Source organism: Flavitalea sp., from assembly GCF_035489435.1.
Taxonomy (GTDB): Bacteria; Bacteroidota; Bacteroidia; order Chitinophagales; family Chitinophagaceae; genus DATHKG01.
In genome coordinates, this window is sequence record NZ_DATHKG010000018.1 from 52353 (window position 1) to 73517 (window position 21165).

At 42.0% G+C, this 21165-nt stretch carries 19 protein-coding genes; 13 read left to right on the forward strand and 6 right to left on the reverse strand.

Translation table 11 applies throughout. The features are described from left to right. Positions 1–9: 9 nt before the first annotated feature. From rfaD to VK664_RS02605, 6 genes are all read left to right on the forward strand, one after another. Positions 10–1041, forward strand: coding sequence for an ADP-glyceromanno-heptose 6-epimerase (gene rfaD / locus VK664_RS02580; protein WP_461397039.1), 1032 nt, complete (start codon positions 10–12; stop codon positions 1039–1041). Between the two features lie 18 nt (positions 1042–1059). Continuing rightward, positions 1060–1857 carry a pyrroline-5-carboxylate reductase gene (gene proC / locus VK664_RS02585; RefSeq protein ID WP_461397040.1) on the forward strand — a complete coding sequence of 266 codons (798 nt, stop codon included), beginning with the start codon at positions 1060–1062 and terminating at the stop codon, positions 1855–1857. A gap of 178 nt (positions 1858–2035) precedes the next feature. Next, the gene (locus VK664_RS02590; RefSeq protein WP_461397041.1) at positions 2036–2215 is read left to right on the forward strand and encodes a hypothetical protein; all 180 of its coding nucleotides are present in this window, start codon (positions 2036–2038) and stop codon (positions 2213–2215) included. Between the two features lie 327 nt (positions 2216–2542). Next, positions 2543–4192, forward strand: coding sequence for a CTP synthase (locus VK664_RS02595; RefSeq protein WP_461397042.1), 1650 nt, complete (start codon positions 2543–2545; stop codon positions 4190–4192). 53 nt (positions 4193–4245) lie between these two features. Beyond that, complete coding sequence (gene yidC / locus VK664_RS02600) at positions 4246–6078, forward strand: membrane protein insertase YidC (RefSeq protein ID WP_461397043.1); 1833 nt, start codon at positions 4246–4248, stop codon at positions 6076–6078. Positions 6079–6235: 157 nt separating this feature from the next. After that, a complete protein-coding gene (locus VK664_RS02605; protein ID WP_461397044.1) occupies positions 6236–6892 on the forward strand; it encodes a hypothetical protein in 657 nt (218 codons plus the stop codon). Positions 6893–7001: 109 nt separating this feature from the next. Here the strand turns inward: VK664_RS02605 and VK664_RS02610 are convergent, their stop codons facing one another. Next, a complete protein-coding gene (locus tag VK664_RS02610; RefSeq protein WP_461397045.1) occupies positions 7002–7346 on the reverse strand; it encodes a hypothetical protein in 345 nt (114 codons plus the stop codon). A gap of 372 nt (positions 7347–7718) precedes the next feature. Between VK664_RS02610 and VK664_RS02615 the strand changes: the two genes are divergently transcribed. From VK664_RS02615 to VK664_RS02625, 3 genes are all read left to right on the forward strand, one after another. After that, positions 7719–9140: a tetratricopeptide repeat protein gene (locus tag VK664_RS02615; RefSeq protein WP_461397046.1), complete on the forward strand. Its 1422-nt coding sequence runs from the start codon at positions 7719–7721 to the stop codon at positions 9138–9140. Positions 9141–9285: 145 nt separating this feature from the next. After that, a complete protein-coding gene (locus VK664_RS02620; protein ID WP_461397047.1) occupies positions 9286–10056 on the forward strand; it encodes a phosphosulfolactate synthase in 771 nt (256 codons plus the stop codon). Between the two features lie 64 nt (positions 10057–10120). Beyond that, on the forward strand, positions 10121–10861 hold the full coding sequence (locus VK664_RS02625) for a shikimate dehydrogenase family protein (protein ID WP_461397048.1): 741 nt from the start codon (positions 10121–10123) through the stop codon (positions 10859–10861). Here VK664_RS02625 and VK664_RS02630 read toward each other — a convergent pair. From VK664_RS02630 to VK664_RS02650, 5 genes are all read right to left on the reverse strand, one after another. Continuing rightward, positions 10853–11287, reverse strand: a complete 435-nt coding sequence (locus VK664_RS02630; protein WP_461397049.1) for an acyl-CoA thioesterase — start codon at positions 11285–11287, stop codon at positions 10853–10855. The genes VK664_RS02625 and VK664_RS02630 overlap by 9 nt on opposite strands. Positions 11288–11461: 174 nt before the next feature. Beyond that, the gene (locus VK664_RS02635) at positions 11462–12715 is read right to left on the reverse strand and encodes a hypothetical protein (RefSeq protein WP_461397050.1); all 1254 of its coding nucleotides are present in this window, start codon (positions 12713–12715) and stop codon (positions 11462–11464) included. A gap of 4 nt (positions 12716–12719) precedes the next feature. Further along, entirely contained in the window at positions 12720–13298 is a 579-nt protein-coding gene (locus tag VK664_RS02640; protein ID WP_461397051.1) for an RNA polymerase sigma factor, read from the reverse strand. A gap of 62 nt (positions 13299–13360) precedes the next feature. After that, positions 13361–13945, reverse strand: coding sequence for an RdgB/HAM1 family non-canonical purine NTP pyrophosphatase (rdgB, locus tag VK664_RS02645; RefSeq protein ID WP_461397052.1), 585 nt, complete (start codon positions 13943–13945; stop codon positions 13361–13363). 3 nt (positions 13946–13948) lie between these two features. Next, positions 13949–14545, reverse strand: a complete 597-nt coding sequence (locus VK664_RS02650) for a hypothetical protein (protein ID WP_461397053.1) — start codon at positions 14543–14545, stop codon at positions 13949–13951. Positions 14546–14669: 124 nt separating this feature from the next. Between VK664_RS02650 and VK664_RS02655 the strand changes: the two genes are divergently transcribed. The 4 genes from VK664_RS02655 (at position 14670) to VK664_RS02670 (ending at position 20847) form a co-directional block, all read left to right on the forward strand. Next, positions 14670–15734, forward strand: a complete 1065-nt coding sequence (locus VK664_RS02655) for a branched-chain amino acid aminotransferase (protein WP_461397054.1) — start codon at positions 14670–14672, stop codon at positions 15732–15734. Between the two features lie 110 nt (positions 15735–15844). Further along, positions 15845–16225, forward strand: a complete 381-nt coding sequence (gene rpsL, locus VK664_RS02660) for a 30S ribosomal protein S12 (protein ID WP_192617989.1) — start codon at positions 15845–15847, stop codon at positions 16223–16225. 24 nt (positions 16226–16249) lie between these two features. Then, positions 16250–16717, forward strand: a complete 468-nt coding sequence (gene rpsG, locus VK664_RS02665; protein WP_461397055.1) for a 30S ribosomal protein S7 — start codon at positions 16250–16252, stop codon at positions 16715–16717. Positions 16718–17178: 461 nt separating this feature from the next. After that, a complete protein-coding gene (locus tag VK664_RS02670; protein ID WP_461397056.1) occupies positions 17179–20847 on the forward strand; it encodes a T9SS type A sorting domain-containing protein in 3669 nt (1222 codons plus the stop codon). Positions 20848–21165 lie beyond the last annotated feature (318 nt).

A 21165-nucleotide genomic window follows, 5' to 3' on the forward strand; every position in this document is an offset into this window, starting at 1 on the left:
CTGAAAAAGATGGGAGCAGGTGGTTCTGTAAAAAATATAGATAAGAGTGGCCAGGTAGTAGTTACCGGCGCTGCAGGTTTTATTGGAAGTTGCCTGGTAGGATATCTTAATGGAAATGGTTTTGAAAATCTCATTCTTGTTGATGATTTCAGCCGCCTTGATAAGGTTCCTAATCTTGAAAATAAAAAATACAGCGCAAAAGTAGAAAGGGAAGTTTTTTTTGAATGGCTCGAGAATTCAAAACCTGCCATCAGTTTTATCTTTCATATCGGCGCCAAAACAGATACTACCGAATTTGATTATAGTGTGCATGAACATCTGAATGTAGATTATTCAAAAAAAATATGGAACTGGTGTGCAGCCAAAGCTGTACCTGTAGTTTATGCATCATCAGCTGCGACCTATGGCTCAGGAGATGAGGGCTACTCAGATAATCATGATACGGTCAATGATCTCAAGCCACTGAATCCTTATGGCGTGTCAAAAAACGAATTCGACAAATGGGCATTGAAACAAAATCAGCGACCACCATTCTGGGCAGGTTTAAAATTTTTCAATGTCTATGGACCGAATGAATATCATAAGGGAAGAATGGCCAGTGTCATTTTTCATTCTTACCGGCAGATTCAGAAAAACGGTATTGTGAATCTCTTCAGATCGCACCGTCCTGATTTCCGCGACGGCCAGCAGTTAAGAGATTTTATATATGTAAAAGACATATTGAAGGTTTGTTACTGGTTTATGGAAACATATTTTGCCAATCCGGAATGGGCCGGTAAGAACAGTGCGATTTACAACCTTGGAACAGGTAAGGCACGTGCATTTGAGGACCTCGTAAAAGCTACCTTTGCAGGATTGGATCTTGAGCCGGAGATTAACTTTATAGACATGCCCGAGGATATTCGTGACAAGTATCAGTATTTTACTGAGGCAGACATGCAAAAACTCACCAGGGCAGGTTACCAGGATCACTTTTTTTCGCTCGAAGATGGAGTGGATGATTATGTAAGAAACTATCTTTCAAAAAACAAATATTATTAAAATCTCCATTTTTTTAACATGGATAAAAAAATTGCTATCATCGGCGGCGGAAACCTGGGCACTGCGATTGCACAGGGACTCATTCAAAGTGGTTTTACAGTCCCGGGTAATATTATCATTACTAAAAGAAACATACAAACGCTTACCGGTCTCGCGGAAAAAGGCGTTTTGGTCAGTGACAATAACGGCGAGGCGGCAAGATTTGCGGATCTGATCATCCTGGCGGTTAAACCTTTCCAGATAGATGAAATTCTTCTCGGCATAAGGGAAGACCTCGACGAGAAAAAACATCTGATTGTTTCCGTTATCACCGGCGTTGGCATCAAACATTTGAGGGATACACTGGCTAAACCAATTCCCATAGTGAGGGCTATGCCAAATACTGCGATCGCCATCCAGGAATCGATGACCTGCCTTTCAGCACTAAGCGCAAACGCTGACCAGGTGCGATATATTGAAAACCTTTTCAGCCAACTCGGGAAAGTGGCGTGGATCGATGAAAAACTCATGGATGCGGCAACGGTTCTCGGTGCTTGTGGAACCGCTTTTGCCATGAGGTACATCCGGGCCAATATCCAGGGTGGTATTGAAATCGGATTTGATGCTGCCACGGCGAGCCTGATTGTAGCACAAACTGTAAAAGGAGCGGCTGATCTGTTGCTGAAAAACAAATCCCATCCTGAGCAGGAAATAGATAAGGTTACAACTCCAAAAGGATGTACTATTGCAGGCTTAAACCAAATGGAGCACCAGGGTTTCAGTTCGTCATTGATACTGGGGATCGTTGCGAGCTTTGATAAAATACAGAAAGATTAATTACTTAAAATCTTATGTGAATTAACTGGTTCAGTTTTTGCTTCCCTTTTCCTGGTTGGGTATATATTTCCTATATTAAGAATTAATGGTATCCGTTTGGATGTTGAAATAAATCTTCAGAAATTGCGTTTAAGTTCGTCGGAGATTTGTGCTGCAGGTTCTGATTAACTAATAGTCTATGAGAAAAGAAAAGTTCAGCTACGTTATATTATTGGCCGAAATTGTTGCAATAATATGGTTGCATTCGGTAAAAACATCTGATACTAAACATGTTAACACCGACCACCTCGTAAATATCAAAGCCAGTGTACCATCTCTGGCTCCTGAAATAAAGTATATCCAGGCTGTTCGAAGGTAAAAAGCCAGGCTTCCATACCTGATGCAGATGCAGCTATTATCTTTCCTGGTCTCTTAATACACCAGGTTTCTTAAATTTTCCCCAACTCGGTTATCCGATTTTAACAGTCAGAAAATTTGACTTAGGTTTGCATGACCTTCAGGAATGATTCTACAAATGTTTCCGCCGGGTCGATGGGAGGGTGCATTAACGACCTTGATATTTTACAATCATCGCAGCGATTACCCCCTAAAATTACCTTGAAATATTTCCGGAGTTTGTTCACTCTCCGGTCCGATATTATTTGACTTATTAATAACTTATTCTTATAAATTTTAACCATCCGTCATGGCTAAGTACATTTTTGTTACCGGTGGGGTAACATCCTCCCTGGGTAAAGGTATTATTGCAGCTTCACTTGCCAAGCTTTTGCAGGCAAGGGGTTTGCGACCGACCATCCAGAAATTTGATCCTTATATTAATGTTGATCCTGGTACATTAAATCCTTACGAACATGGCGAATGTTTTGTTACCGAAGACGGCGCTGAGACAGATCTTGATCTGGGTCACTACGAACGATACCTCAATATATTCACTTCCCAGGCAAACAATGTTACCACGGGTAAAATTTACCAGACAGTAATCAATAAAGAACGTGAAGGATCTTACCTGGGGAAAACGGTACAGGTTGTACCGCATATTACAGATGAAATCAAAAGAAGGATGTTGTTGCTGGGCCAGAGCAACGAATTTGATATAATTATTACCGAGATCGGGGGAACCGTGGGTGATATTGAAAGTTTACCATTTATCGAGGCACTGCGGCAGCTACAATGGGAGCTTCCCGAAGAAGATACGGTGGTTGTTCATCTGACCCTTATTCCTTATCTCAAAGCTGCCAAGGAACTGAAAACAAAACCGACCCAGCACAGTGTTAAAATGCTCAGCCAGGAAGGAGTTCATCCGGATATTCTTGTTTGCCGAACTGAAGAGTCACTTTCGCCTGAAATACGGCGGAAAATTGCCTTGTTTTGTAATGTAAAACAGGAAGCGGTGATTGAAGCCATGGATGCTAATTCCATTTATGAGGTTCCTTTGCTGATGATGAATGAGAAGCTGGACAAGATCTGCATGAAAAAACTAAACATCACTCAATACAATGAACCGGAACTTTCACGCTGGAAGGAATTCCTGGACAAACTGAAATATCCTAAGAGCAGGGTCACCATTGGATTGATAGGAAAATACATTGAATTGCAGGATGCCTACAAGTCGATCCTCGAATCGTTTGTTCATGCCGGCGCAGTCAATGAGTGCAAGGTGCAGATCGTTAACGTGCACAGTGAATTTATTACTGATGAAAATGTTGCCGAAAAACTTCAGAATCTTGATGGTTTGCTGGTAGCGCCAGGATTTGGACACCGCGGGGTTGATGGTAAGATCACAGCCGTTAAATTTGCCCGCGAAAATAAGCTGCCGTTTTTCGGCATTTGCCTTGGTATGCAGATGGCCGTTATTGAATATGCCCAGGACGTGCTGAATCTCAAAGATGCTCATTCAACCGAAATGAGGCCGGATACACCAGACCCGGTAATTGACCTGATGGAAGAGCAAAAGAAAATTACTACCAAAGGCGGTACTATGCGCCTTGGTTCATACCCATGTGAACTGAAAGAGGGTTCACTGGCCAGGCAGATTTACGGAGTTCCCCTGATCAACGAAAGACACCGTCACCGCTGGGAGTTCAATAATAAATACCTGAACCAGTTCGAAGAAGCCGGAATGGTTGCCAGTGGCAAAAACCCCGAAAGTGGCCTGGTTGAGATCATTGAGCTGCCCGAACACCCGTTTTTTATTGGAGTTCAGTATCATCCGGAGCTGAAAAGCACTGTAGAAAATCCACAGCCTGTATTCGTTCATTTCATCAAAGCGGCTAAGGAATATGCCGAATTGAAGCTGGCTATGAAAAATCCGCAGCTGCAAAGTGAAATGATCTGATTGGCAAACCCCTATATTTGCACTCCTTAAATTAATTTTTCATAATGGGCAGTATGGACCGCAATACGGTAATAGGCTTTGTGTTATTGGCCGGGTTACTTTTTGTTTACTTATATCTTTCTACACAGAATAGTAAAGATTTAGCTTATGCGCAACAAAAAGAAAAGGATTCCCTTGCTTTTGTGCAGCGTGTAAAGGATTCAATGGCAGTAATCCGGGATACGAATTCAGTGGCGGGTGTCGCCCCAGACACCTCCGCTATATTAAAGACAGCGGGAAAAGAAGAAACCACCGTAGTGGAGAATGAAGTGATAAAAATTACCTTTTCCAATAAAGGAGGTCAGCCACGAACCGTTCAACTTAAAAAATACAAATCACTCAGGGATAGTTCACCTGTTGTATTAAACAGTACTTCATTTGACAGGATATCTTATGCTGTGAATACAGGTCCAAACCAGTCTTCGCAGGTGGCAGATCTGTATTTCAATGCACCAACTGTTACCAGGACTCCTGACAATGGTCAATCAATCATTTTTACACTTCCCGCAGGTAATAATGGCGAACTGATCACGCACCAGTTCCTTCTTAAATCCGGCTCTTATATGCTGGATTGGAACGTGCAGATGAACGGTGCCGATAAGTTGCTGACCCAGGGTGCATTTAACCTAACCTGGAATGCCAGGCCTCTATCCAAGGAAGAAGATGCCAAGTATGAAAGATTACAGTCCAATATCTGTTTCGTTGAAGACAACGATTTTGATTATATCATGCAAAAGACTGAGCATAAATTTGAAAAGCCCGTTCAATGGGTAAGTGTGGCTCAGCAGTTTTTTAATACAACCCTGATCGCAAAAGATAATTTCAATAGCGGGGAAGTGCGGTGGGTGAGATCCCCGGATACGGCTCTATCAATTGCGGAAGTGACAACCAATCTTCAGAAAAAACTACCCTTAACCGCACAGGCATCTGTTCCCCTGCAATTGTATTTCGGACCGAACGATTATACCATCCTGAAACAACAGGCCGAAGACATGGACAAGATCGTTAACCTTGGCCGCGACATGTATGCATTTGTGAGGCCGATCAACAAATATATCATCATGCCTGTGTTTGATTTTTTCAGATCATTCGCAGGTAGTTTAGGCATAGTTATTTTACTGCTCACGCTCGTTATACGCCTGGTGACTTCGCCATTGGTTTATACCAGTTATCTCAGCGGTGCCAAGATGAAGGCTTTAAGGCCGGAGATTGAAAAGATGAAGGCAAGACTTGGTAATGATCAGCAGGCTGTCGGAATGGAGCAGATGAAGCTTTTCAGAGAAGCTGGTGTGAATCCACTGGGAGGTTGTATCCCGGCATTATTACAGATTCCGATCTTCTTTGCACTTTATAGCTTCTTCAACTCAAATATAGCATTGCGGGGTGAAAGTTTTCTCTGGGCAAACAATCTTGCATCATATGATGTAATTGCGCGTTTGCCATTCACCATCCCGTATTTCGGCGACCACATCAGTTTATTTACCCTGCTGGCTGTATTAACAAGCTTTTTGATTTCGATATATAACATGAACATGACGCCGGATCAAAGCAATCCTGCGCTCAAATACATGCCTTATATCTTTCCATTTATCATGCTGTTTATCTTCAACAGCCTGCCTTCAGCACTGACCTGGTATTATACAGTTTCAAACATCATTACCCTGTTATTGCAGTTTACCATCAATAATTATATTATTGACCACGATAAGATCCTCGCTAAGATTGAGGAGAACCGGAAAAAGCCAAAGGTTAAATCCAAATGGCAGGAGCGTCTTGAACAGGTTCAGGAGACCCAGAAGAAGGCTCAGGAAGTGAAAACGAAGGGTAGTAGTAGTTCTAAGAGATAACTGATACTTACATCGCCGCCGCAACTGTGCGGATTTTGATAATTTTTTGTGAAGGGCCTGCTTTGATTCTGGTAATTAAGGCAGGTCTTTGACTTTATGACAACGATTCCGTAGTTTGTAACGTCTTATATATGTTATCATTAACATGAACGCTTACATGAAAAATATCAGCCTGATTCTGTTTTTCACCCTGGCAATCTTTTCCATGCCGGCTTATAGTCAGAAAAAAGTTTCTGAGTTAACGTTAGTTTATGATGCGGCTATAACCTCCGGCAGCCCTCAGCCAAAGATGGCCGATGCATTTGATGGAGCAACAACAACAGTGTATCTGAAAGGAAATCTTAGCCGTTCTGAAATGGTTAGTGCACTATTTTCGTCCGCGACTATTCATGATTCAAGAACGGGTTCGGCTGTGGTTCTCCGTGAGGTGAGTGGTCAGAAGTTACTCATAAGGTTATCACCTGATAACTGGAGCCAGAAGAACAAAAGATACGATGGAATTACTTTTACAAATACAAACGAAACCAAGCAGATTGCAGGATATAACTGTATAAAAGCAGAAGCAAAATTATCAGACGGATCTACGTTTATCGTCTATTATACTCCCGAAATTGTCCCTGAAAACAAGGACTATGATTACCAGTTTAAGAACCTTAACGGGCTTCCTCTTGAGTATGAGCTTAGCCAGGGTAAGTTCCGGATTAAGTATACTGTTTCAAGGATCAATCTTAATCCCGTGCCCGCTTCACGTTTCGATGTTCCAAAAACAGGATACCGGGAAATGACCTATGAAGAAAGCAAGCAGATGAATTAGGTTAAAACCAGGACCCGGAAGGGCAAAAAAAATGATTGTTCAAGGAACAATCAATCTCTTTTAAGCATTGCTGACTAACGGGAACTGGAGGGCAATCTCTTTCGAAAACTTATTTGTGAAGGTTTATCTTAACATCTACCAGGCTAAGATTTGACTTCTGGCTCTTTGTGAGATTGATCCGGTGTTGATTCGGAAGAATATAAATCACATTGCCTTTCTGATATGTAACCAGTGAGTTAAGATTCATTGATGACTTATTCTTCTGGCTGGAAGTAATAAAGCTTCCTGAATAACTAACCCCGGACCTCATGGAGAAACCGGTAGAAGTTTTGATCGGAGCGAATTCAGGATTAAAAAGCTTGTTACTTTTTTTCTTGATTCCACCACCAGTGCTGGCCAATGCAAGAGCAACAACCCCTATAAATGAGAGAGAGACTATTGATTTTTTTAGCATGTGGTTAAATTTTAGCGTAAATGTTTCTTGCATCGTGAACAAAAATATAATTTTTTTTGGGAACTTTTTAACCCTTTATAAAAAAGATTAGTATTGTTTTAACGGGCAGGCCCGGAAAAAGTTACAGGATTCTATAAAAAGATGATCATTTATGTGGTGGAATCGTTGCATAAACACCTAGTTTATTTTCCGAATTTTGTAAAACACTGAAAATGATGTAATTAATTAGGCGGTGAATAATTTGGTGCTATTGTAAATTAATCCGGTTTTAATCCAAAACCCGGCAGTTATAATTATCAACATTTGTCAACAACAATTACTTGGATAAAGTGAATGGATAAAGTACTTTACATAAACCTATTTCATAAATAGATGAAAGAAAACCCATCTCGGCAGGACAATGAGGAAATAAGGGAATTGGTAAAGGTGTTCCAGAACTTAAAAGCTGGACGCGGACATTCATTCCTTGAAGAAGAGGCTTTTGAAAAGATCATAGATTATTTCGATGATGTGGAAGATCTCGCCCAGGCCATCGAAGCCGCAGAACTCGGGATAGAGCAATACCCTTACAGCGGCAGCCTTCTGATCAAAAAGGCAGATTTACTGATTGCTACCCGTAAATACCAGGAAGCACTGACCATTCTCGGCCATGCAGAACTGCTGGACAGCAACGATATCAATCTTTATATACTGAAAACAGATGCCTACCTGGCGCTTGATCAGCAGGAGAAAGCGGTGGTATTGCTGGAGAATGCCCTGACCTTGTTCGAGGGACAGGAGAAAATTGAAATGTTATTCGAACTGGCTGATGTTTATGATGACTATGAAGAATTTGATAAAATCTTTGATTGTCTTAAGCTGATACTTGACCAGGATCCGAACAACGAAGAAGCCTTGTATAAAATTTGTTTCTGGACTGATTTCACCGGGCGAAACGAAGAAAGTATCCGGCTGCACCAGAAAATCATCGAGGATTTTCCATATAGCGAGCTTGCCTGGTTTAACCTGGCAGCTGCATACCAGGGACTTAAATTATATGAGAAATCCATTGATGCTTACAAATACGCCGTAGCGATCGACGAGAAGTTTGATTATGCATATCGTAACATGGGAGATGCATATATCCGGCTGCGAAAATATAAGGATGCGGTAGAAGCACTTGAACGCGTGCTTGAGTTATCGCGTCCCGAAGATGTGATTTATGAGGCAATTGGTCATTGCTACGACCGGATGAAAAATTATGCGCAGGCCAGGTTTTATTACCGCAAGGCTTCCCACCTTAACCAGGAAGACAGTAAATTATACTATAAGATAGCCTGTACTTATATAAACGAACATCAGTGGGTGATGGCAATCAAACAACTTGAAACGGCCATGCAGATCCAGAAGATGCAGCCTGAATATAATCTGGCCATGGGTGAGTGCAAAATGCAATTACAGGAATATAAGGAGGCGATCCAGTATTTCTCAAACGTCGTAAGACAAAGGCCAAGAAATGTATTTAGCTGGGAGGCGCTAATCAGGTGTCTTTACAAAGGTAAATACTATGATGAAGCACTCGAGCAGGTGAAAACTGCATTAAAGCTTACTGATGGTAAACCCATTTTCTATTATTATCTCACCGCCGTTTATCTTGAGATCGGAAAATCAAAAGAAGCCTTGCTACAATTGGAAAAAGCGATGAGCAAAGCTCCTAAACTTCTCAAAAAACTGGTTGATCTGAATCCATCTATTTTGCAGAATCAACAGGTGATCGACATTGTTGCACGTTACAAAAAGAACAGGGCGATTTGATTGCCCGCATAATTTCTCGCATATACTGCACGTTTACCCAACCTTATCAGCTCTTTATTCCCTCAATACTTCTTTTAACGATTGCTATCGATTTCTTGACTATTTTTGCCGCGTTTTAAAATTGTAAAGTGAAAACAAGCAAGGCATGAATTTTAATCTTACGCAGATCCCGGACAGAACCCAAAGACCCCGTACGCATGGACTCACGATGGTGATGGATAAAGGGTTAAGTATCCAGGAGGTTCATAATTTTCTAAGTGTTTCTTCTCCACATGTCGATATCGTAAAACTTGGATTTGGTACTTCTTTCGTTACTCCTAATCTTAAGGAAAAACTGGAAGTTTACCGCGATCATAACATGCCTATCTATTTTGGCGGAACCTTATTTGAAGCTTTCCTGATTCGAAATCAATTTGAAGATTATATCAGTATCTGTAGCGAATTCGGTGTAAGTTTTATGGAAGTCAGTGATGGTTCCATCAATATTCCCCATGCAGAAAAATGCGGCTATATCGAAAAACTTACCAAACATGGTACAGTGCTTAGCGAAGTTGGCAGCAAGGATGCCGCACATATCATACCTCCTTATAAGTGGATAGAACTGATGAGGGCAGAACTCTCGGCCGGCTCAACTTATGTTATTGCTGAAGCCAGGGAAGCTGGTAATGTTGGTATCTACCGTGGCAGTGGTGAAGTAAGGGAAGGACTGGTACAGGAAATCCTTACCCAGATTCCTGAAGAAAAGATTATATGGGAAGCACCACAAAAAACACAACAATTATATTTTATAGAATTGATCGGTTGCAATGTTAACCTTGGAAATATTGCCCCTACCGAAGTTTTGCCGCTCGAAGCTATGCGGATAGGCTTGCGTGGAGATACCTTTGACTTGTTTCTTCACAAACAAAATGTTTGATGGATACAAAATGTTTGATGAATAAGTTGTACGATGCGCAGGCAAAAAAAATAATAAGGAACGGATGAAACGATACGGCCTGATAGGATATCCGCTTGGGCACTCCTTTTCACGCAAATATTTTTCTGATAAGTTTGCCCGCGAAGGAATCTCCGGTTGCGAATATGAACTGTTCCCGATAGAAAAAATTGAACTGCTGCCGCGCCTGCTGGCCAGCTATCCTGATCTGGAAGGATTAAATGTAACTATACCTTATAAAAAGGAAGTAATATTATATCTGACTGACAGGAGTAACATTCCCGAAGGTTTGAATGCCTGCAATTGCATCAGGATTAAAGATGGTAACCTTACCGGCTTTAATACCGATGTAACAGGCTTCCGCTTAAGCATCAGGCCCATGTTAAAGCCAAACCATACCCATGCCCTGATATTAGGGAACGGAGGCGCTACAGCTGCGGTAAAACATGCACTTCGTGAACTGCAGCTTCAATATTCCGTTGTGAGCCGCCGGCGCTCAACGGAAGTCGACCTGATTTATGAAGATATCAACGCGGATATATTGGGTCGTTACACTGTAATCATAAATACCACTCCGCTTGGAACGATTCCTGATACCCATCTCGCCCCTCAAATTCCTTATGACCTGCTGGGTCCAGGCCACCTGTTATACGATCTTGTATACAACCCGGAGATAACCACCTTCATGAAAAATGGACTGGAGCATGGAGCAGCCGTGAAAAACGGTTACGACATGCTGGTTATACAGGCAGAGGAAAGCTGGAAGATCTGGAATACCTCAGATTGAACTGATTTTTGTTTTCGCCGCTTCAGGTACAACGCTTATTTTTTTCTGATCATAATTGTAGCAGATCATCCCTGTTTTTGCAGCCGCCACAAGCACAAGTTTCTCGCCGGTTGATTTTTCAAATTTATAATAGAGATCAAAAGAAACTTTTGAAAAATCTCCTGCACTAACGCTCGCAATGATGGAATCGCCATAGAACAATTCATTCTTAAACTCGATTCCTACATCATTCATAATAAGACCGGTTCCTCCAAAATCAAGTTCCGAATATCCATGGTATTTCAGAAACTGCATCCTGGCTTCATGCATGATCGATAACACTGAATCATTACCAACATGACCACCATAATTGATGTCGGTGATACGAACGGGAATGGTTACGCGAAAACTAAAGTTTGAAGGAAGATCGATTTTTATTCTGGCCAAAGTTTGAAGAAGTTATTTATTTAGTTATGAGTTATGAGTTATGAGTGATGAGTGAGTGATGAGTTGATGAGTGATGAGTTATGTTTTGTTTTCTATATTTTATGGGAAATATTATCATGGATATGCAATAGATGGTGGCAGGTTTCAATGCGTTTGGGTGATGGGCTGGAACATCTAGAAATTTTCATGGAGAATTTCCTTTAGCTCCATGATGTCAAGGAAGTTTGTGGTGCTTGGAATGAAGGAAGGTTGTGTTAATAATTTTTGCCGCCATTCCTTGAACAGCCATTTCCACAATGCGCTTTCCTGCAGCGCGATTCCTATATTTTCATCATCGGATCCTGCATTCATATAACTGAGTGCATGAAGGAATTTCTTTGAGATTTTTGTTTGTTCACCATTGGGACCTGTAACGGTAACATAATTTACATCTGGTGCACTGATCAGTTTTTCATCCATGATAATGTTGCCCTGATCATCCCTTATCGGCTGGGTTGGAATGGCAATGTTTTCGCCTGAAGCCACAAGGTCGGTACCATTGATGTTTGCGTAGCTGATATCGGCGTTTGTAATCTCAGGTTCATAGGATGCCTGTTGAACTGGTAATTCAGACTTATTACGTTTACGGAATATCCTGGCACCCCCGGTTATAGCCATATTGGTGCCTCGTGTACTGACAAGAGGTTCGTCATTGCCCGGAATAACTGCCGGGAGTTTCGACTCATCTGCCTTTCCGTTTGCAGGGTTTGTTTTTGCAGTAAGCTGGCGGACAGTACTGTCACGGGAAACAAAATAATATAAAGCAGATATGGCAACGCCAAGAACCGCAGCAGCGATTGCAATGCGGGGCCAATTAAAAGGAATTACGCGCCCGCGGGAAGGGCGGTTTTCATTTTTGGAAACGTCTTCCATTGAAGAGGATTCCATTGCAGCGTATTCCTTTTGCGATATTTCCCTGGCAGACTTTTCTGAATCCGCTGGTTCTTTTGTGGCTGGTTCAGCTGCCAGGAGTTCCCGTTTTACAGATTCCTGTTTTGCTAATTCCTGTTTTGCTAATTCCTGTTTTGCTAATTCCCGCTTGGCAAATTCCTTTGAGTCCAGTTCCTTAGTTGCCTGTTCATTCAAAGCAAGTTCTTTTACTGATGATTCCAACTCAGATAATGCATCAAAAGCAGGCTCGGAGGATGGCCATCCGAATTGTGCGGGCGATTCAATGAATTCAGATGAAGTATTCGGTTGTGATAGCCCGGCAGTAATCGCGCTCCAAAGATCAGCAGGCGGTGCCTGTATATAGCCGGTAAGTTTTTTTGAAATAACAATTTCTTCAGGATGGCACTCTTCATTCAGCCTCAGCGATATGTTTTGCCATGATTCAGCCGGGGGGACTGATTCGTATTGCTGGAGGCGGTATTGAAAGCTTGTGAGCATAGTATTAACGGGTATACGACTTGTTAGTGTCACTCAGATATTGCGCAACCTTTTTTTGTAGGATGCCTTTTGCTCTTGCAAGTTGCGATTTACTGGTTCCTTCACTGATCCCAAGCAAATCACCAATCTCTTTATGTGAATATCCTTCTATCACGTAAAGATTAAAAACCGTTTTATAACCGGGCGATAATTCCTGGATCAGGTTAATAATATCTTTTTCTGCCAGGCTATCCAGTGCCGTTACATCGTTGTCCTCAATAGTACTTTCTTCTTTATCGCTAACAGTGGAAAGCCTGGCTGACTTTCGTCTGAAATGTTCAATGGAAGTATTCACAAAAACCCTTCGCATCCATCCTTCAAAAGACCCTTCGGCCCGAAAACGATGGAGATTACGAAAAACTTTTATAAATCCTTCCTGTAAAAGGTCCTGTGCATCATCGGCATTATTTGCATAACGCAGGCAAACAGAATACATTTTAGGAGAAAATCTCTTGTACAATTCTTCCTGGATGCGCCGGTCGCCTTCAACCGAACCCTTTATTAAGTCGGCTTCAGAAAATATATGGTTGCTTTGCTGGCTCAAAATAAATTAAAATTATGCCAGTCGAAAGGCGCCCTGCCTTATCTGGTTGATTGCTTGTTGATTTAAGTTGAATGATTTATCAGGAAATCTATGAGTTTATCGGCAGCTTTCTTCCGATGACTAACTGCATTTTTTTCACTCATATCCATCTCTGCGAAAGTACGGTTAGTTCCTTTAGGAAGGAAAACAGGATCGTATCCAAAACCATTCCTTCCGACTCTTTCATTTGTGATTGATCCCTCGCAAATACCTTCGAACAGATGCTCCCGGCCTTTCCAGACCAGGGAAATCACGGTTCTGAACCTCGCTGACCTGTCGGCTTTACCATCCAGCTTCTCAAGTAATTTATCGATGTTTTTATCGAATGACTTTTCATCTCCCGCATACCTGGCGCTTAAAACACCAGGGTCACCATTCAAAGCCGCCACCTCCAGCCCCGTGTCCTCACTGAAACAATCAAGACCGGTCAGTTTTTTTATTGTCGCTGACTTTTCACTTGCATTTTGTTCGAGCGTCGGGTGAGGTTCCGGAATATCTATGTTGACACCGGCTTCAGCAAGCGTAATAACAGTGATTTGGTTTCCGATCGCGGACTGAATCTCCTCTACCTTGTGCTGGTTATTGGTCGCAAAGATTATAGACTGCATAGATTAAACTCCGAACATTTTTTTTAAACAATCCCAGAGCTGCTTTTTCAGGCCCTTTGCCGTATCTGTATCCTGGATTAAGGTTTCTATACGAGGAATAGTCAGAAAATTGCATCCGTCGAACAATTGGGGACGCAACAGCGGAAAACTTAGTGGCAGACCGATTTCGACCGGTTCAACAGCAAACAGTAAAACAAAACCAGGGTCGAGCTGCTCCTTCAGTTTAGCGATCCCTATGCCGCCTGCTGCATCGTTTAGTATGGCGACATCGCCAAGATTCAGCTTGCAGGCGGAAAGTATTTTAATCAGGAACTGCAGGTGTTCCTCTGGAATATAAGGATCATCCTTGTACCTGGCAATTACCGAAACCTTTTTTTGGTTTTTTCCAAGAAAGCGATAAAGATCCGTTTTTGGGGTGACAGCGGCTTTTATACCCTCCAATCCTTTCTCCATGCCTGGAATTACGGCCTCCGTTGTGAAGGGGACAGCAATTTCATCAGCAGATTTTGGAATTGCTCCCCTGTCAATATTAGCTGTAATAGAATCCGCATAAAGGTCTGCTATCACAAAATCAGGTAATATGGTATCTTTAAATGACATGTCTGGATTGATTATGCGCCTGTTTCAATATTTTTTAACTAACAATTGTTAGTCGAAATCATGCCGGTTTTTTTGCAGGGCCGAAGTTTGTTTGTTTCTTTGTAACCACAAAAATAATTACTTTATGATCGCTGCTCAAAGGTTTCCGGTTACCAAGATTGAAAGGAGCAAACTGACCGATACATCTCTTGAAAATATCCCTTTTGGCAAATATTTCACTGATTATATGCTCGAGGCAGATTATGAGGGAGGCGAGTGGACAAATGTTGAGATTAAGCCATATCAGCCACTGGTATTGCATCCGTCTCTGGCGGCATTGCACTACGGCCAGTCTATTTTCGAGGGGATAAAAGCTTACAGGCTCCAGAATGGAGATATTTCCATATTCCGGCCTATGGACAACTTTAAAAGGTTCAACCTTTCAGCCGAAAGAATGCAGATGCCCACTATTCCGTCTGAAATTTTTATTGAAGGAATGCGGCAACTTATTGCGCTGGACAGTAGCTGGATACCGGACAAAAAGGATCATGCACTTTATATCAGGCCTTTTATGTTTTCTGCTGATGAAGTTATCGGGGTAAGACCTTCTGAAACCTATAAATTCCTCATACTGCTTAGCCCCACCGGTCCTTATTACGCCGATCCGATGCGGATTTACGTGGAGGAAAATTATACCAGGGCCGCACCGGGGGGAGTAGGATATGCTAAGGTGGCCGGTAACTATGGGAGTAGCATGCTTGCGACGGCGGAAGCAAAGAAAAAAGGTTATGACCAGGTATTATGGACCGATGCGTTTGAGCATAAATATGTACAGGAAATCGGTACCATGAACGTATTTTTTATAATTGGTAATAAGGCCTGTACCCCGGATCTTGAAAATAGTACGATACTTGCCGGTGTAACCAGGGACAGCGCCATAAAGGTGTTAAGCGCGATGGGCTACGAGGTGGAAGAGCGCCCGATAAATATTGATGAGATCTGTGAAGCCTACCAGGCGGGAAACCTGAAAGAAGTTTTTGGTACAGGTACGGCAGCAACTATCTCTATGATACGCGAACTGCGATATAAGAATTTCGTAATGTATTTCCAGGAGGAAAACTGGGTTGCGGGCCCTGGTTTGAAAAAGCAATTAGATGCTATCCGTGAAGGAAGAACAGAAGACCCATATGGTTGGTTATTAAAAGTTTAATTGCTGTTGTTATCGGGGGCGAATTATTTTATTTGGATTTTTTTTAAGCTTGTTTTCCATTTTAAGATAAAAGTCATTACCTTTGCCCTCCCAAATTTAAAAGGTTCAGAATGCCTACTATTCAACAATTGGTAAGAAAAGGAAGAGAGATAATTAAAGCGAAAAGTAAGTCCAGGGCACTGGATTCCTGTCCGTTCCGGAGAGGGGTCTGTACCAGGGTTTATACCACAACGCCTAAAAAGCCAAACTCGGCGCTACGTAAAGTTGCGAAGGTTCGTTTGACTAATAAGGTTGAAGTGATCGCATATATCCCGGGTGAAGGTCATAATCTGCAGGAGCACTCTATCGTATTGGTAAGAGGTGGTCGTGTGAAAGATTTACCCGGTGTACGTTATCACATTGTTCGTGGTAGTCTAGATACTGCTGGTGTAAAGGACCGCAAACAAAGCCGCTCCAAGTATGGTACTAAGCGCGAAAAAGCTAAAAAATAATAAAGCAACTACAATCATTTATAGATGAGGAAGACTAAAGCCAAAAAAATCGCCCCTGCACCTGATGCAAGATACAGCGATGCACTTGTGAGCCGTTTTGTCAATAATCTGATGTGGCAAGGTAAAAAGAACACTGCCTTCAACATATTTTACGATGCAATGGATCGCGTTTCCAAACAAACCGGTGAAAACGGGTATGATATCTGGAAAAAAGCATTAACCAATGTAACTCCTGCAGTAGAAGTTAGAAGCCGCCGTATCGGGGGAGCTACTTTCCAGATCCCTTCAGAGGTTCGTGCAGATCGTAAGATTTCCCTCAGTATCAAATGGTTGATACGTTATAGCCGTGACAGAAACGGACGTAGCATGTCAGAAAAATTATCCCAGGAAATTGTTGCGGCCAGCAAAGGTGAAGGTGGAGCTTTCAAAAAGAAAGAAGACACACACCGTATGGCTGAAGCCAACAAGGCTTTCGCTCACTTCCGGGTTTAACCAGATTCATCAGAGGTATTAACAATAGTTTCCACCTTATTTTATATAAGCCATCCCGCAAGTGCGGGATGGCTTTTTCTATGGATATTGGTCCATTCCCGCCGTTTCAACCGGTGGAGCGAACGTATTTTCTGCAAAAAATTCGTCTGACAGGCTTCATACAGTAGATTCGCGCCTGCGTACTTTTACTCAAATACCGTAATTTCTGCAATTTTTTTCCTGGGGGATATTCCAAACCCGGTCCTGTTATCTTTCAGCTGTTGGCAGATATAAATTTTTGAAATTCAGCCACTTAATCTTTATGCCTGCCCCTCACCGCCGATTTGGTCTAACGGGAAACCCTTAACGGCAGAAAGGGTCCAATGGTCGAAAACTAAGGGAATCCACTTGCACCCACCGTAATTTTACTTTTACTTTACACCGAGTATTTGTTCTATCCGTAATCCTTAGAAGTACACACTATGAAACTTGATCTCTACCCAAAAAAAGGTTTTTGCCTTTTCCTCTTCTTACACCTGCTGTTTGTGGTAGTTGCCACGGCGCAGGATTGTTCCACACTTACCGCTACTTATAGTACGACGGAATCCAGATGTATCGCTACCGGTACAATCACAGTCGCAGCCAGCGGCGGTTCCGGCAATTATAACTATAAAGCCAGCGGACCTGTTACCACTTCATTTACATCTTCAGCAATTATATCGGGATTACCTGCGGGTAGTTACAGTGTAACTGTAAGGGATGTAACCAATGGTTGTTTGTTTACAACAAATAATGTCGTTGTCGCTGGTTCTTACAGCGATCCGAGATTTAATATTGTTCAAACTGATGTAACCTGTACAAATGGTAACGATGGGACAATCACAGTAACTAACCTGGAAAATGGCCGTAATCCGTTTTCCTTTACTATTGTAGCCCCGTCTGCCAGCAACATTGGACTGAGTAACAGCACCGGAACATTCACAAATCTCGTTTCAGGTGATTATTCTATTCAATTAATGGACTCATGTGGAGGTATTCAAACAAGAAGAGTAAGTATTCTTAATTATAGCTGGTTTTTTGATGGCACCAGCGTTACCACAGTTAATTGTGACGAGGCTGATGTTGTTATTAACCTAAAGGATAATAAAGGAAACACAAATGTTTCCGGATCTTTTTTCAGCGGTTTTCAATATGGCGTAGTGCGTGGAGCCGGTGATACAGTCTGGTCATCTACCAGGTCTTTCCGCGTTTACAAGGGAACACTTCGTTCCCTGGTTCTCGTTGCGAAAGATCCATGTGGTGTTTATCATTACGCCGGTTGGGTGGAGCCAAACCGTCCTGGTGTAGCCGCTTCAGTAAACATTTCAGGTCAAACTTGTACTGACTTTACTGCTGCCATTACTTCGCCGGTTAATCTCACCGATCCCGTATACTGTTTATGGCGCACCGGACCAAGTGTTCTCCTCTCATGTAATTCTACAGGATCATTTCCAGGAGTGCCTTATGGTTCATACCGGATTACTGTAAGAGATGATTGTTACGATACTACTATTACAAGAATCTTTAATGTAGCACGACCGGTACCTTCGGTTAATGCAAACGTTACGGTTTCCAATTATGCGTGTAACACATTTACAGCTACTGTTGGTGGCCAGTTAAATCTTATTACACCTAATTTTTGTTTGTATGACAGTGTTAATGCACTGGTAGGTTGTAATTCTACAGGAGTGTTTATAAATATTCCATATGGTAGGTATTCTATTGTTACTACCGATGGGTGTACCGGCACAGTTTTCACAAGTAGTTTCGCAACCTTGCCACTGGTACCGGTTGTGGGTGCTATTTCAGCGACCGGATTAGGATGTACTACTTTTAACATCACAATGGGTACGGGTTCAAACCAGAATTCACCTTTATATTGTTTGTACAACAATGCAGGCACCGAGATTGCATGTAACTCAACCGGAAACTTTCCCGGACTTGCATATGGCAACTATTGCGTTCGTTATACCAGCGCTTGTTATGATACTGTGATTTCACGTTGTATCGGTGCTTCTGCCCCGGTGCCGACCACAGTAACTAATCCAGCTATATCAAATCAGCTTTGTACTACTTTTTCTGCAGGGTTCAACGGAACTAATCTTAACAATCCGCAGTTCTGCATCTATGATTATAACGATACGCTGATGTATTGTCAGAGCTCAGGTTTATTCGATAACCTTCCTTATGGAACTTATACTGTAAGAGTTAAAAACAATGCCGGTTGTTATGATACAACTATAGTGAGAAACTTTACGGTTAATCAACCTATACCAGTTGGTGGATCAGTATCAATCAGCAACAGGACATGTGCGGGTTTCCAGGTTAATACTTCTGCAGGAACATATTTAACTTCACCACAGTATTGTGTATTCGATAATCTGAATAACCAGGTAGGATGTAATACTACCGGTACTTTTACACTGCCTTATGGTAGCTATGAAATGCGAATCATTAACACTTGTTATGACACTACTATAAGAAGACCGTTTACTGTTTCATTGATCCCAACTGATCTTAGTGTTAGCTCAACAGCCAGTTGTAATATAGGTTTCACTACACTGCAGGTTAACTTCTCTGTAGGTGTGGCACCATACAACGTGCAGGTTTATAATCAATGGGGTACATTAATGAGCACTGTATCTTCCGCGACTGCTGCTATTACAATTAATGGTCTTGCTGCTTTGCCTTCAGGACAACACTACAAGATTGTTGGTACAGATAATTGCGGCGGAAAGGATTCAATGAACATTATCCCGACTGCAAGCTGGTTAAATAAAAGCATCCTCACTGATTCAAAATGTCCGAGCGGTGTATGGCAGAATGGTAGCGGAGATATCCTGGTCAGTGCTTCTTCGAGTTTTGGAAACGTGACACCTGTTATCATCAGGAAAAACGGGGCCGTTACAAGCCTTAATTATTCCTCTGGTACCCCAGGTAACTATACATTCAGTAACATGGAACCAGCTACATATGTAATAGAATATACTGTTCCAACCTGTTCTAATAAGTTATATGACACTTTCCAGTTGCAACCGTATTCTTTCCCAACTTTACAACAATCTGCTGCATACCAGTGTGATAACAATAGCTTTAGTGTTGGTGCAGCTGTAACAGGTGGTGTTGGGCCTTTTACATACGAAGTGATCGGATCTATGCCTTCATCACCAAGCATCATCTCAGCTCCCCAGCTTAACCCGGTGTTTGGAGTAAACAATGGCACCGTTTATTCTCTGATACGTCTTCGTTCAGTTGATGCCTGCGGAAATGCAACATTGAATGATGTGAGCATCCGTCCCCTGGCAAACGTTATTGTTACTGCAACTTCAAACTGTATGTATAACAACGTAACATTGAATGTGGATTCAATTCCAAATGCAAACTACGAGTGGTATAAATTCAACGGGGCTGGTGATTCAACCCTGGTTGGAACAAGCATCAGCTATAATATGCCTGAACTGCTTCCTTCAGATACCGGCAGATATGTTTCAAAAGTGCTGGTTAACAGCGGATGTCTTACAAAGCTGACCTACTTCCGTGTAGATGGTGGATGTGGTGGTATGATCCTCGCATCTAAGGTGAGCCTGATTGGCAAAACTGTAACGGGTGGTAACCAATTAACCTGGGTTGCAAACAATGAAGATGATACCAAAGAATACCAGGTTGAAAGAAGTGCAACAAAAGATGGTGAATTCAAACAGATCGGTAAGGTGTCTGCAAAAAAACAAGGTCAGAACATGTACATCTACACCGATAACCAGGCAGTTGAGGGTATCTCTTTCTATCGTGTAAGGATCATTACGAAGAGCAACAGGTCAATATTAACCAATACAGTTAGCTTTAAATCAGCTTCTGCATCAAATGTGTCTGTGTTTCCTAATCCTGTAAAGGACCTGATGAATATCAGCATCAAAAACAAGGAATACCAGAACCTGAAACTTTCGGTTTTTAATGCTTCAGGTCAGATCATTTACGAATCAACTCATCAGAATGTGCTGAACACTACACTGCAATACAGGAGACCGGCCTCAGTTAAACCGGGCGTGTATGTTCTTAAAATAAATAACCTAAAGACGGGAGAGATCAGTTCTTACAAGGTTATGTTTGAATAAATACATGGTTCTTTGATTACGGCACGACGGCCACCTTTACGGGGTGGCTTTCGTGTTTTTACCAGGAACTGTTAATTATATATTTTCGGGTAATCAACGCGGACAGTAAAGAGTTGAAAGTCAATTAATTCACTGTGAGTCCGCATGACCAAAGGATATATTGGCCCCACTCATTAAAATTCCATTCATTTTACGTAACTTTGCGCTCCAAAATTCAGGGATATTTTGTCCCTGGTTCAAAATTAAAAGTAAATTAACCAAGTCATGGGAGACTTAAGATTTCAACGAAACTTTGGTATTGCGGCTCACATTGATGCC